Annotated in this window: 12 protein-coding genes; 6 read left to right on the top strand and 6 right to left on the bottom strand. The window is 33.4% G+C overall.

Translation table 11 applies throughout. From position 1 onward, the window contains the following. Positions 1-263 precede the first annotated feature (263 nt). The 3 genes from AAGG74_RS20975 (at position 264) to AAGG74_RS20965 (ending at position 2,955) form a co-directional block, all read left to right on the top strand. Positions 264-1,115, top strand: a complete 852-nt coding sequence (locus AAGG74_RS20975; RefSeq protein WP_162104111.1) for a RhaT/GlcU family sugar-proton symporter — start codon at positions 264-266, stop codon at positions 1,113-1,115. Between the two features lie 69 nt (positions 1,116-1,184). Continuing rightward, positions 1,185-1,970 carry a glucose 1-dehydrogenase gene (gene gdh, locus AAGG74_RS20970; protein WP_162104110.1) on the top strand — a complete coding sequence of 262 codons (786 nt, stop codon included), beginning with the start codon at positions 1,185-1,187 and terminating at the stop codon, positions 1,968-1,970. A gap of 523 nt (positions 1,971-2,493) precedes the next feature. Further along, positions 2,494-2,955, top strand: a complete 462-nt coding sequence (locus tag AAGG74_RS20965; protein WP_429677087.1) for a CarD family transcriptional regulator — start codon at positions 2,494-2,496, stop codon at positions 2,953-2,955. 746 nt (positions 2,956-3,701) lie between these two features. Here the strand turns inward: AAGG74_RS20965 and cspC are convergent. Next, positions 3,702-3,905: a cold shock protein CspC gene (cspC, locus tag AAGG74_RS20960; RefSeq protein ID WP_162104108.1), complete on the bottom strand. Its 204-nt coding sequence runs from the start codon at positions 3,903-3,905 to the stop codon at positions 3,702-3,704. 827 nt (positions 3,906-4,732) lie between these two features. On the opposite strand from cspC, the gene desA reads away from it, so the two are divergent. The 3 genes from desA (at position 4,733) to AAGG74_RS20945 (ending at position 8,507) form a co-directional block, all read left to right on the top strand. Next, positions 4,733-5,764, top strand: a complete 1,032-nt coding sequence (gene desA / locus AAGG74_RS20955; RefSeq protein ID WP_429677086.1) for a Delta(5) desaturase DesA — start codon at positions 4,733-4,735, stop codon at positions 5,762-5,764. Positions 5,765-6,233: 469 nt separating this feature from the next. Next, positions 6,234-8,030, top strand: coding sequence for a T7SS effector LXG polymorphic toxin (locus AAGG74_RS20950; RefSeq protein ID WP_429677085.1), 1,797 nt, complete (start codon positions 6,234-6,236; stop codon positions 8,028-8,030). A 12-nt stretch (positions 8,031-8,042) separates the two neighbouring features. Continuing rightward, positions 8,043-8,507, top strand: a complete 465-nt coding sequence (locus AAGG74_RS20945; protein ID WP_429677084.1) for an SMI1/KNR4 family protein — start codon at positions 8,043-8,045, stop codon at positions 8,505-8,507. A gap of 125 nt (positions 8,508-8,632) precedes the next feature. On the opposite strand, the gene AAGG74_RS20940 is transcribed toward AAGG74_RS20945, so the two are convergent. From AAGG74_RS20940 to AAGG74_RS20920, 5 genes are all read right to left on the bottom strand, one after another. Then, positions 8,633-10,228, bottom strand: a complete 1,596-nt coding sequence (locus AAGG74_RS20940) for a UvrD-helicase domain-containing protein (RefSeq protein ID WP_429677083.1) — start codon at positions 10,226-10,228, stop codon at positions 8,633-8,635. Continuing rightward, on the bottom strand, positions 10,228-11,967 hold the full coding sequence (locus tag AAGG74_RS20935) for an ATP-dependent nuclease (protein ID WP_429677082.1): 1,740 nt from the start codon (positions 11,965-11,967) through the stop codon (positions 10,228-10,230). The genes AAGG74_RS20940 and AAGG74_RS20935 overlap by 1 nt, the downstream gene beginning before the upstream one ends. Before the next feature lie 244 nt (positions 11,968-12,211). Then, a complete protein-coding gene (locus AAGG74_RS20930) occupies positions 12,212-13,339 on the bottom strand; it encodes a response regulator aspartate phosphatase (RefSeq protein ID WP_429677081.1) in 1,128 nt (375 codons plus the stop codon). Between the two features lie 205 nt (positions 13,340-13,544). Continuing rightward, positions 13,545-13,931 carry a cystatin-like fold lipoprotein gene (locus tag AAGG74_RS20925; RefSeq protein WP_429677144.1) on the bottom strand — a complete coding sequence of 129 codons (387 nt, stop codon included), beginning with the start codon at positions 13,929-13,931 and terminating at the stop codon, positions 13,545-13,547. A gap of 62 nt (positions 13,932-13,993) precedes the next feature. Continuing rightward, positions 13,994-14,500 carry a hypothetical protein gene (locus AAGG74_RS20920; RefSeq protein WP_429677080.1) on the bottom strand — a complete coding sequence of 169 codons (507 nt, stop codon included), beginning with the start codon at positions 14,498-14,500 and terminating at the stop codon, positions 13,994-13,996. Between the last annotated feature and the right edge of the window lie 3 nt (positions 14,501-14,503).

Genomic DNA, 14,503 nt, shown 5'->3' with positions numbered 1-14,503 from the left:
TTAATAACTTAGGTTTGTTTTTTTTATTGCGACTACTTTTTCTTTTAAAATCAGATTTCACGGGGTAAACCCTTATTATAAAGGGCTATCTTAATATGATAGAGAAAGATCGTTTCAAAGAACTAACCAAAAAAAGAAATACAAAATAAAACCGTTGACTATTTTAGTTACCTAGGTTACTATTAGTAACGTAAAGTGACGAAATAAAACTAGCCACTTTAATTAAAATACATCAAGGGTTTGGGAAAGAAGGTTTGGATCAAATGGATATTTTCTTAGCCATTCTTCCTGCAATATTTTGGGGAAGTATTGTCCTCTTCAATGTCAAGTTAGGCGGAGGACCTTATAGTCAAACACTTGGAACAACAATTGGAGCACTGATCTTTTCAGCTGTTATCTATCTTGTTATTCATCCAGTTTTGACGCCTGTTATCTTTATTGTAGGAATCGTTTCAGGTTTGTTTTGGGCTGTTGGGCAAAGCAATCAGTTAAAAACCATTGAATATATTGGTGTTTCTAAAACGATGCCTATTTCAACAGGTATGCAGCTCGTATCAACAGCTTTGTTTGGGGTGATTGTTTTTCATGAGTGGTCAACAGTCACTACAGTTATATTGGGAATACTAGCCCTCATTTTTATCGTGATCGGGATTGTGTTAACCTCTCTTGAAAGCAAAAAAAGCAAAGAACAATCTGGGCAATTTAAGAAGGGCATTGTCACACTGATTATATCCACGATTGGATATTTAGTATATGTTGTCGTTGCACGTTTGTTTAACGTCGATGGTTGGGTAGCTTTATTCCCTCAAGCTATCGGTATGTTTATTGGCGGACTCATTCTCACTTATAAACATAAACCTTTTAATAAATACGCAATCCGCAACATTATCCCTGGTCTTATATGGGCTGCGGGTAACATGTTCTTATTTATTTCCCAACCTAAGGTAGGGGTAGCGACAAGTTTTTCACTATCACAAATGGGAATCGTCGTTTCAACGCTTGGAGGTATCTTCTTACTAGGCGAAAAGAAAACAAAGCGTCAGCTTATTTCGATTTCAATTGGCATTGTGCTCATTATTTTGGGCGGAGTGCTGCTAGGGATAGCAAAAAGCTAAAATACATTTCAAAACTAACAGTAAGAATATCTATAAAAAAATAATTGTGAGAACTAGGAGGAACTTATCATGTACACAGATTTAAAAGATAAAGTAGTCGTAATTACAGGCGGATCAACAGGTCTAGGACGTGCAATGGCTGTTCGCTTCGGTCAAGAACAAGCAAAAGTGGTCATTAACTATCGCAATAATGAAAATGAAGCGCTAGAAGCTAAAAAAGAAGTTGAAGAAGCAGGCGGACAAGCTATTATTGTAAATGGTGATGTAACAGTAGAAGAAGATGTCATCAACCTTGTACAAACAGCTGTAAAAGAATTTGGCACATTGAATGTAATGATTAACAATGCAGGTGTTGAAAACCCTGTACCATCTCATGAACTTTCTTTAGACAATTGGAACAAGGTAATCGACACAAACTTAACAGGAGCATTCCTTGGCAGCCGTGAAGCGATTAAATACTTTGTAGAAAATGATATTAAAGGAAATGTCATTAACATGTCTAGTGTACATGAAATGATTCCTTGGCCGCTATTTGTTCACTATGCAGCTAGTAAAGGTGGTATGAAGCTAATGACAGAAACATTGGCGCTTGAATATGCACCAAAAGGAATTCGTGTGAACAATATTGGACCAGGAGCAATGAACACACCAATCAACGCTGAAAAGTTTGCAGATCCAGTACAACGTGCAGATGTTGAAAGCATGATTCCAATGGGCTACATCGGTAAACCAGAAGAAGTAGCGTCTGTAGCAGCATTCTTAGCATCTTCTGAAGCGAGTTATGTAACAGGTATTACACTCTTTGCAGATGGCGGTATGACGAAATACCCTTCTTTCCAAGCTGGAAGAGGTTAATAAGAATAAGGCCTTAAGGCTTTAGAGAAATAAAAAATAGAAGTCTGCGGACACCGAACTTATAGCACTAGTGCTGTTTGTTTGGTGTCCTTTTTCTTTTTTATTTTCAGCTATTTCATACGATTATAACCCTCTTCGGCAAGAAAACTGGTTCCTCCTAGAGAGATTTTATGCTAATTGGATTGAACAAATAAGTTCATTATATCCGTCTTTACGTTTTTGGTTATAGCAATACTCTGGTGACTTGACGTCAAATTCATGACGAGCTCCAAAATATCCTTTCCTCAATGGCAGGTGAAATTACTGTAAGAAGCGGACAGTGATTGCAAAAAAAGTGCTAAGAGCGTCAAAACCCTTGGTATCATTGATGCGGCCAGATTGTTTTAATGTTGTTTTTTACTTGATTTGTTTTTTCAAAAAAGTTATTGACAATTAAAAAAGGCTCATGTTATCATTAAAATTTTGACATTCCCTCCATGTATGGTAATCTTAAGTTAAGTTACCATACATGGAGGTGGATAATATGTTTCAAATCGGCGATAACATTGTTTATCCAATGCACGGAGCAGGTATAATTGAAGCCATAGAAGAAAAAGAATTTTTAGAGAAAAAACAACACTATTATGTCATAAAAATGTCAATCAATAATATGACAGTAATGATTCCAACGGGTAAAATATTGAGTTTAAATATACGACCAGTTACTGACATACTTGCGTTAAAACACATTATACACATTTTTCAGCATGGAGAATCAGATAGCTTACTGCCGTGGAAACAAAGGTATAAAGTAAACACAGACAAAATAAAAACGGGTAAAATCCAAGAAGGTGCGGAAGTTGTACGTGATTTAATGCGTATGAAGAAAGAAAAAGCACTCAATACAAGCGAAAAAAAAATGTTGGATAATGCATATGAATTTTTGATTAGTGAACTGGAAGTTATTAAAGGGATCACTGAAAATCAAATCAAAAGTTTCTGTTAAGATTAATGTTTTGCTTTCCAAAAAGCTTCCTTAAACTTTCGGAATATTACGATCAAACGCAAACTATTTCAAAATCGTATAACTTCTTCAACTTACTTTTAGAACATTAACCTCTTTATTATTCCTACACTCTAATCTATTTTTATTATTTAAATTTCTTCAACGAACATTTGGAGTTTTATCAAAAAACTCAATGAGATAGTCACTTGACTTTTGTACCTGATTCACACTGGCACGGACAAGGAACCGTAAGGATGAAAGAGAGGCAGGGCTTTCATCGTTTTAGGTCTAAGTACCAGAGAAAAACAATCAATCGCCTCTCTATCTTTAAAAAGTTTCTTACATCTGCTGCGGCAGTGAATAGCAGTCGTTTACTTCTTTTCATAACAGAGATATGTGAGTTGTACCGTCTAAATATATGGTCAACAATTAAAAAATGACGGAATTTCCAGATGCAATTGATCTAACCTTGTGTTTAAATGAACGGTCAGGTTAGTGAAAGAAGACAGAATAACATGCAGTTGTATTGAGAACAGAAAAAACAAATAATTTGTATACATTCCGCATATTGTAAACCCAGTATGTTATACTGTAAACAAACCTTTAAAGTTTTAAACCTTTTTCCATTACCTTGTACCATATCTCCCTACTCGAACGTTGAGTAGGGTTTTTTTGTTGACAAAAATATAGTGAACATAAAAAAACAGGCCCTCTATAAAGAGCCTGTTTTTATAAACGATTGAAAATTAAGCATCTTTTTGAACGTTAGCAGCTTGAGCTCCACGAGAACCTTGCTCAACGTCAAACGTTACTTTTTGACCTTCGTCTAAAGATTTGAAGCCATCACTTTGGATAGCAGAGAAGTGTACGAATACATCGTCTCCATTTTCACGTTCGATAAATCCAAAACCTTTTTCTGCATTAAACCATTTAACTGTACCTTGTTCCATGTTTGTTGCCTCCTAGTGCGTTTGCACACATTCTATTACTATCCTTGCCCCAAGTATCATCAAGACGAAAAGTCAATATTCATACTATCCTTTACACGAACAAAAATAATTCTCCTTTATCATAGCACGAAACGGAAATAACTGCAAATTATTTTTATTAGTGGTATTATTTGTTAAATACGTGAATGTCAATGCCAAATAAGATGTCTCTTGAAAACACCGTGAAAATGAATCACGAGTGTCTTCAAACCTTTTTCACTATTGATTGTTAAAGATTTATTAAAAAAAGCTTTATCCTGCATTTCTAAACGGGCACTCATGATATCCCCGTTTTCAAAGGTACTCATAAAAAATAGAACTTGAACATAAATATCCTCTTTCTAAAGCCTTTTTCATTAAGAAACGAGGAAATTCAAGCTGAACAGTAAATGTGCTTCTAGCCCTCTTTATCTTGCCCCTCAAAAAGCAATCAATATTTTCGGTAGTTGTCGCTCCTCAAACAATCAATGTTCACAGTCTCATTCAACCTCCCATAGAGATCAAGGAGAGAGTTTAACCCGATAAAAAGCTGGGTATAATTTTCGTACGCTTTGTATTCCGGTTGACCCTGATTTGAGCTGGGAATCAGTTTTGCAGTTCCAATCATTTTTATAGAGAGATTGGAAAACCGATTCATTTAACAGCTTTTAAAAAGGATCCAGAACAGGAAATTATAAAAAAAACCATGATACTTATCATATATGAAGTATGGCAACTGGGACTTCAAAGGCAATAAAACGTTTTCTATACTTAAATTAAGAACAGCAAGGAAGGGAAAGCTCTTAAAAATGCATACTAAACAAAACCTGAGGACTTTGAGAAAACTGGTTATCCCTTATGAAAAGTCCGATTTACAAAAAAGTATTTATCAAATCGTTAACACATTAGTGCCATTTTTCTTGTTATGGTGTTTGGCATATAAGAGCTTATCGATTTCTTATATCCTTACATTAGCGATTTCTATCGTTGCGGCAGGTTTCTTAGTGAGAACCTTTATTATCTTTCATGATTGCTGCCACTATTCCTTTTTTAAGAACAGAAAGGCGAATCGAATTCTTGGAACAATAACAGGAATTCTTACTCTGCATCCTTTTGATCATTGGGCACACGATCATTCTGTCCATCATGCGACAAGCAGCAACCTGGACAAACGCGGTACAGGTGACATTTGGGTACTGACCGTTCAAGAATATAAGGAAGCCTCAACTAAGACAAAAATAATGTACCGATTGTATAGAAATCCGTTTGTTATGTTTATTATCGGACCGATTTATGTCTTTGGGATTACCAATCGTTTTAATCGTAAAGGGGCAAAACGCAAAGAACGGATGAATACGTATGTAACGAACCTTGGGATCGTTGCTTTGGCAGCACTTTTATGTTGGGCGATCGGCTGGAAAAACTTTCTGCTGGTCCAGACGCCAATTTTTATGATATCGGGATCCCTCGGAATTTGGATGTTTTATATTCAGCATACATTTGAAGATTCATATTTTGAAGAAGATGAGCAGTGGGAATATGTAAAAGCAGCAGTTGAAGGAAGCTCTTTTTATAAGCTTCCAAAAGTCATGCAATGGGTAACAGGCAATATCGGTTTTCATCATGTTCATCATTTAAGCCCAAGAGTCCCAAACTATAAGCTTGAAATCGTACATAACAATACTGAACCATTGCAAAACGTTCCGACCATCACACTGGCAACAAGTCTTAAGTCGTTAAAGTTCCGCCTATGGGATGAAGAAAGCAAAAAGTTTGTTGGTTTTAAACACTTAAAAAAAACTTCTAAAAGCCAAGTATCAGATCGGCTAAGAACGGATTAAATAAACTCCATAATCGATGATAATAGGCAATGTACCTTACAGAATAAAAGTGCAGACTCGCGCAAAGGTTTTGTGCAGAGGTCAGCACTTTTTTTATGCCACATTCACCTGCAACAATTAATAATACAAAAGGTGGTTGAACCCTTGTATCATTGATGCGGCCGAGAGGACTTGAACCTCCACGGGTTATTCACCCACTAGGCCCTCAACATAGTAAATCCTTATTATTGGTTATGAAAGCTTATTTTCATTACACTATCTAACTTCACTTTACTTCATTTCTATAGGTTTGTATGAATTATGGTTAATATTTGGTGAGCAAAAAACACCCTATACTCCCCCACTTCTTCAATCTCACTAGGATCAAATGTTTTAACACTCGTTACTTCTTCTTAAACAACAATTTTTAAAACTTTCACATCCATTCCATGGTAATATTTAGATATAAAATCACTGAAAGGACTGGACAATGAAGGTATTTGAAGCTAAGTCTTTGTTATCTGAAGCTGAAAACCGAGCAAAAGATTATAAAGAATTGAAAAATCAATTGATTAAGCTAAGAAAAGCATTTAAGGCTGTTGCTGATCTTGATGATAGTGAGTTCTCTGGCAAGGGAGCAAACAATATCAAAGCATTTTATCACGATCATGTGAGTGTCACTGATCAATGGATTGATTTAATTGAAATGAAAATCGCTTTCCTTACTAGTATCTCCGGTGTTTTAGAAGATGCCAGCTTATCTGATGCATATATCGAGGAATCCTTCTTAGAACATGAATTAGCAAACGCATATAAAAAATCAAAATCAATTATGTCTGAGCAGAAGAAAGCAATGAAAGATATTCTGAATGACATCGATGACATTCTTCCACTTGATTTATTTTCAACTGAGACTTTTAAGGATGAGCTCTCTTCTGCCGAAAACAAACGGAAAAAGACTGTTGATAAAATAGGCGATGTGGACGAAAACTTAAAAACTGAATATGCAATAACTGAACCTAACGAACAATTCATTAAAGCAGATTTTCAAAAGTTACAGGAATCAACAGGTAAAGGCAAGAATGCTACACCCCTTCACTATAATGCCAAGGCATATCGTGAGAGCGATATACATAAGAAAAAAGGCGATATCGAAAAGCAATCTGAAGCATATTTAAAGATCAAAAAAGAGGAAGCTAACAAACGTGAAATAAAAGATTTGAAAAAGCAGCTTGTAAAGGTAACAGATCCAGACGAGTATTTAAAAATTGCGAAGAAAATAGGATACGAGAATTTGGAACCTGAGCAGCAAGTTTATTTCCGCCAACTCGAAGAACTCCAACAAAAAGCTGAAATTGGAAAAGGTATTGCAGTGGGAATATATGAAGCAGGTAAAGATACAGTGATGGGTCTCTATCAACTTGCAAGACACCCGATTGAATCGCTTTCTGGAACTGTGAACGCAGCCTTACATCCAATCGATACTTATAAGATCATAGCAAAAGACATAGAAGACACATTTCAACGTGATATGATTAATGGAGATAGCTACAGCAGAGCAAAATGGGTTTCCTATGTAGGCAGTACTGTTGTTCTTGCAATAGTTGGTCCGAAGGGTATTGATAAAGTATCCAAAGTTGCAAAAGCCGGTTCAAAAGTTGCTGCAATTAAGACACTTGAAGCTTCAAAAGCAGGAATAAAAAAAGGTATTGAATATGTTAAAATACCAAATGTTTTTGAACAACAGTATGCAATGGCTGGTGATTCAGGGACTTTTCCATTTAACACAATAGATGGGGAGAGTTATAAAAAATCATTTCATCAGTTTTCCGAGAAGGTAGCTGATGTAACTCGAAAGCCTTTTACGGGGAAATACATTGATGTTCCTTGGTTAAATAAAGAAAAATATACTGCTGCTGAAATAGAAGGAAAAGTGAAAGCTAAAGGAAATATAAAAGACGTAAGCCGAAAAGTGTATATGTTAAAAGATATAGACCTAAATCAAAAAAATCGTAAAGGCCAAACAAATTTTCAATTAATGAAACTTGGCAATGCACCTTTTGCAAAGGATGGAACACAAATAAACCTACACCATTTAATCCAAGAAGAACCTGGTACAATGGTTGAAGTTCCTGAAAGCCTGCACAAAAAATATCACAATATTCTCCATGGTTTAAAGGAAAACGGGCAAAGTTTTAGAAACAATCCCGAACTTTCTGCTCAATACGACAGTTTTAGAAAGAGATATTGGAAATGGAGAGCACAACAATTTGAAAAACAACAGTAAGAGGTGAATTTTATGGATTACTCAACAATACAAAAGTTTTTAGAAGAAAACAAAGAATTCTCTATTATCACTGGAGGAGTTAGCGAGAAAGAGATTCATGAGATAGAAGAAGAGCTTGAAGTTTCTCTCCCCGAAAGTTATAAATGGTTTTTGAAAGAGTATGGTTCTGGTGGTGCATACGGAACAATGATCCTTGGCTATGACTCTGAAGGCGCTGAAGTTGTAGAGCAAACAAAAGAATACAGAACATTTTACGATCTTATACCAGGTCTTGTTGTTATTGAGTATATTGATGAATTCTCTTATTGTCTTGATACAAACAGAATGGTAGATGGAGAGTGTCCGGTTATTCTTTGGGATAACCATGAAGGATATGGTTATACTGCTGCAAGTAATTTTCTTGAATTTTTTCTTCAGCGACTTGAAAAAGGTAAAGAGGACTTAGATGAAGATGAAGATGAGGATTGGGAAGATTAATTTATGATTATCAATAAAGATGTTTATCAAAATTAAATAATCCAACATAATAAACCATACCAAAACATTTTGGTATGGTTTTCTTATGTAGACCCTATTAACAATGGATAAAAATTTATAGACATTCAATTGACTAAATATAAAAATTCAGATTCTTTTGCTGTTGTTATACCATATTTATTTGTCCTTAGTGTACTTGTACATAGGATACAAACCTCTTTTGCACGTGTTACACCTACATAATGTAGATTTAAACACTGACTATAATCAACAAATTCCCAAACACCGTTAGTTTTCCTTTGCTGTGGCATAACGTAAGAATATAAGTCTAAATGAAAAACAATATCAAATTCTAACCCTTTAGATTTATGCAAAGTCATTATTTGTATTTGATCTTTTTTAGCTGGAACATATGATTCAATGTATGATTTTACACTTAATACATTTTGAAGTTTTTGAACCGCTCTATCATTTTTTGCTTTGGGATAAATTAAATTAGCTATTTTAATAAATAGATTTAAATCTAAACTTCCTAATTGCTCTTTCAGGGTATTTAAAGTTTTTATAACTTCTTCGGCCTTATTCACATCATTATCGATATCAAAATACTCTTCTGCAAACTCATAAGCAGTTTGACTAGGATCGAATAAATTATGTAAGGTCTTCTTAAAAACACCTGCCCATAAACTTGAATCAGAATCTAAAGGCGTACTCCTAAAAAACTTATGTCCTAACATCATGTTTTGATCTATTATACTTCCGGTTCTTTCAGACCTTACAAGTACTCCTATAGAATTTAGATTTAAAATATTATATTTCTTTAATATGATCTTTGCTTTTGCATCAATAAATTTAGCTATATCACTCTCAGATCCATTTACCTTTTTTTTGAATACTCTCTTCTCGATACTACTATCCCTTTGAACATTATAAGAAGATTCGAACAGAGAAAGTGAATAATTAGTTATATCTTCATGACATCTATAATTTTTTGTTAAATTAAATGTCCTAAACTCCTTATTACTAACTAGTTCTAATAAATATTTTGCACTTTTATTTGAAAAACCAAATATTGATTGATTAGGATCTCCTACAGCCACTCCATTCAATCCTAGTTTCTGTAAATTGATAAAAATCTCATGTTGTTCCTCTCCACAATCCTGATATTCATCAATAAAAATATGTGTGTATTTAGCTTTCATATATTTTTGACAAACAATTGAATTTTGCAAAACATAAACAGCGAATGAACCGATAGTATCGATTAAAATTTCTCCTCTTTCATAAAAATACCTTAATTTTTCAATATATTCCTTCTTCTTCAAGCGTTGTTTTAAACCTATATCTTTGAATTTTTCTTTAAATTTGGTTATTTTATGTTCATTCGAGTCATCTATAATTTCAAAATCATTAGTATTTTTAGTGAATAAATGGCTTGCAAATGGGTAAATTATTTCATTTAGAAAAAACTTATCAATTGTTCCAAAAAATGAGCTTTTTTTATTCATTGTGTTGCTTTTTAGTGTCCTACTTTTTAATTCATCACTAGCTTTGTTCGTATACGAAATTGCTATTATACCTTGGTATTCTGGTAATTCAGGTAGTATACTTCTTATCTTACTTGATATGGTAAATGTCTTTCCGCTCCCTGGATTGGCCAAAACAACTAAACTATCCGGACAGGATAGTATATCGACCTGCTCTTCACTATACTTCAACATTACTCACCTGCTAATTCAATGCATTTTTGCAATGGTTTTGCTAGCGAATCTCCATCTAGACAATTAAGACCTGTGGATTTTTCTTTTAAAAAACTATACATAAACAGAGCTTTTCTATTCTGCATTTTATTTATTATTTCCTCTTTATCATCTGTGTTATTAAAGTATTCGGTCAATATTTCAAATAAAGGTGAATCAGCTAAATCGGTTTCTAAATCAACCTTTGATATAAAAATCCCAATAGTTTCAAACTCTTTTTTAAAATCATTAATTAGTTTCGATATTTCAGGAGATAGACTAATACTAGGCATTCCAATTAGATCTGATTCTTTTTCCAAAAGATTTTCTATACTAGGTAATTCATTAAAAAATGACCTGTATAAATTAATACATCTACGAACCCCAGCACACTGGTAATAAGACTTTTTTGGAACTTTACTAATATCATTATCAGTTCTTACTACACTTGGTATATTCAACTCTTTAAATATTGCCATATATACATCAAAACCCACGCCATCAACCATTAGTATACTTATATTATGCTTATCTATATCTAGATCTAACGCTTTTGCTAGTGACTTATAGAACAAAAGTTCAGAAGGCCCTTCTACTAATAAAACAGCTTTTGCAAAATAGGCCTCTGCTGGTATTATATTAAGCCTATAAGCAAAATCGTCTACAACATCAGCAAACCTAGTAGAGCAACCATTGTTTGCTGCTTTAGTATCAGGGGTATTGTTATACAATCTAACTATAGAGTCAGGCTTGAACTCACAAGCTATTTGTGGAGAGTGAGAAGTAATTATTACTTGGCTATCCAAGTTATTTATTAAATACTCAGCTAATTTTCTTTGCTGTTGGGGATGCAAATGGATTTCAGGCTCCTCTATACAGTATAAAGTTACCCGTGTAGTAGGACTATCTATACTTTTACTATTGGCTTGTGCCCATAATGATAAAAATATTTGATTATTTCGACCATCACCACCTACTTTTAAACCTTTCCCATTAACTTCTGAAAATAGCTCTAGACTATTTATAAAGTCATCAGAAGAAACCGGGCCAACATTAAAAGCTAGCTTATTACTTTCATGATGAGTAGACAACTTCCCCAATTCATTGTTTATAGAGCTAGTTGCATTTTTCACAAAATGCAGATTTCTTATTTGCTCATTCGTAAACTCCAAGTTACTATTTATTTCTTTAAGATTTTTTTCATCACTTTCTTCCTCGCTTAGTTTTCTAGATGCTTTCGATTCTTTAATTAAGTTTAATTTTTCTTTTTTTATATAATTCTTCAAATCCCTTTTGGTACTTACATAAAGTAAGTTTATAACACGTAGGTAATACCTTCCTTCAAATTCCTCTAAAGAATCCTCATCTTTCCCTTGTTTTAGAATATAGTTTTTAGTTTCCTTATCTGCTTCATATTGAAGAATAAGTTCATTTTCCGAACTTATATTCCCTTTGAATTTTGATCTAATGCAATCTTCTGTTACATCCGAAAACTTTATTTGTACAACAATTTTTGTTACCTCTTCGTGAACATAGAAATCACTATCTTTAGGTTCCAAATCGTTTTCAGATAGACTTTTATCCAACAATAATCTTAAAGCATGTATTAAATTGGATTTACCAATATCGTTTTGACCTATTATAAGTGTTTTGTCATTAAAGTTTATAGTATCAGATTTAAAGTTTCTAAAGCCCTGTAATTTTACCTGACTTATCCTCATTTATACTCCTCCTATGTAATAAAGTTCCAACTTTAATATAACATAAGATAATGAAGTTGAATAAAAAGAATAAAAAAAGGTTTGAAGCTACTTGGCCTCTAACCTTTCATTCGCATTAAGCTGCAACTCTGTCTGAAGCAAGCCTTATTTGTGACCAAGATAAATCTTCACTTTGTGAACAAGCACAAGTTACAAGCCCACTCAACAAAATCACTGTCAACAGAACCCGACTAATTTTCACTAATTATCTCTCCTTTTTTATTTTTCGTCTCGCCTCAATGCTCATACGATAATATTCATTAGAAAGCAATAAATTTCCTTGTTCATGAAAATAATCACCAACTTCAATTGCATAATTTTCAACATCAGCAAACATCTTTCTAGATTCAAGATAAGCAAATGCATCTTTTATGAGTTGATATTCACCATTAGAAAAGTAAAGTCCTTCTAAGATTTGAAATTTTGCAGTGTATTCATAATCATTATTTATCCTAGAAAAATTTTGACCTTTTTTAAAAAGTGATAAGGCTGAATTAATATCGTGCTGTTTTGCCTTCACATGTGTCAAAATAAACAATGCCTTAGATAAAAATGAATTATTTGTCTTTTCAAGGTATTCTAAGGATCTTTCTAAATGGGTCGCTGCATCTTCATATAGCTTTAACTCATCAAAACAGATACCAATATTTATATGAGACATTCCAATTAGATGATCACTCTTTATGCTTCTTGCAATGTCGAGGGAATTAAAAAATACATCGAGTGCCTTTTCAAATTCCAATGAATCAATATAATTGCCTGCAACAATAAACTGACACCGAATTGTTTGAACAGCATATTCATCATAGTCTTTAAATATGTTAAGTGCTCGATTTGCATAATTCATTGAGAAGTATGTTTGCTTCATATAATAGTAAACATAAGACACTTTGAAGAAAAATTCAGCTTTCTCTATTTCATCCTCTATCTCAGATAATTTAGATTCAGCTACTCTGTAAGCACTAATCGCTGTAGTTAACTCTTTTCTCCTGAACTCATACATCCCCTTAAAAAAATAAAAATAATATTCAAGCATACCGGTTAATTGCCCTTGCTCTTCTATCTCTTTAATCGTTTCATAAGTACTTGTCAGATTTTCAATTCCTTTTGACTCCATATAACTCAACATTATTTCATGTCTAAATTCTAATAACCGATAGTACAAAAAAACATCTTGATTTTCTTCCATATTTTCGAGTTCCATTTCTACTTCTTGTTTAATATTCTCCGCTTGTTCTACACAATCATTTTTGATAGCTGTATACCAAGCATTTAATTTTTTAGTAACAAGATCATATGGAATTTTCCCCTTCATCAAGAAAACCGGATCCACTTGTACAATTCCCCCATCTTTATTTGAATTATATGAATATTTACATTAATTATGTCAGAACATCCTTTATTTTACAAAGGTGATTTACAAAAAGGTACATCTTATCTAGTCTTTTGCGGTTTTTTTGCGGTTATAGCAATACTTTTGCGACTTGACGCCAACCACGCACCCATCAAATACAAAAAGAGGAGTAAACACAATGTGTTTATTCCTCTAATTTTGTCTCTTGACCTTTTACTTCTTCATAATCTGGTGTTTTCTTTGATAAACCTAGTCTATCATTCTCTCCGTTTCCAGGCATGCTATCCATTTCTTCATATTTATCACCTAGTTTTTCAAAGTAATCATATGGTGAAAGTTCACGGGAATGATCTTTTGGAAGATAAAAAGCAACTTGAATATACTTTCCCCCATCATACAAACGTATTAAAGCATTTTCTCTTGTATATATACTGGTATCAGCGCCCGATTCTTTTGCGCTTTTTTTGTCTAGATCAATAACTTCATTAATCGCATCATCATACTTATTGCCACCACATGCAGTTAAAACGAACATCATCATCAAACTAAGAAAAATAAAAAGGTTTTTCAAAATAAACATTCCCTCCTTTTTCAATTTTTAGTATAAACAAACAATTTAATCTTTTCCACCTTTTATCCATTTCCCTTTACCTGTACATTATCGACTAACCAACCATCTTTTTCTTTTTTCATAGTCGTTTGAACAATCAACACTTGATTCGTAGTAACTGAATTCGCAGTTGTGGCAATTTCAACAACGTTTAAAAACAATTCATGGGATTCATCTAACGGTTTTGAATAACTCTCTAGTGAAAGTAATTCACTTTGCACGCTGACTGTGTGCTTTTCATCTGAACGTAAAGGGAATGCATAATCAAACCCTTTTTCGGTTGTATACTTCTTAACTGTTTCATATCGCTTATCTATGTCCGAGTAATTAAAAAATGCTTCAAAAAATGCTTTATTTTCCGAAGCGCTGCTTGTTGATTCTATATGGTTCAATTCCTTGATTTTTTCTGTCAGAACTTCATTTTTATCCTTTAACTTTTCAATCTTATACGTTTGCTGTCCATTCGTAAAAAATCCGGTCAGCAATATCAATAATAAACAAGCTGAAGCCCATGCAATATGTGTTTTCATGTT

This window comes from Bacillus mexicanus (assembly GCF_050445615.1).
Classification (GTDB): domain Bacteria; phylum Bacillota; class Bacilli; order Bacillales; family Bacillaceae; genus Bacillus; species Bacillus mexicanus.
This window is presented reverse-complemented; position numbering and strand designations above follow the sequence as displayed.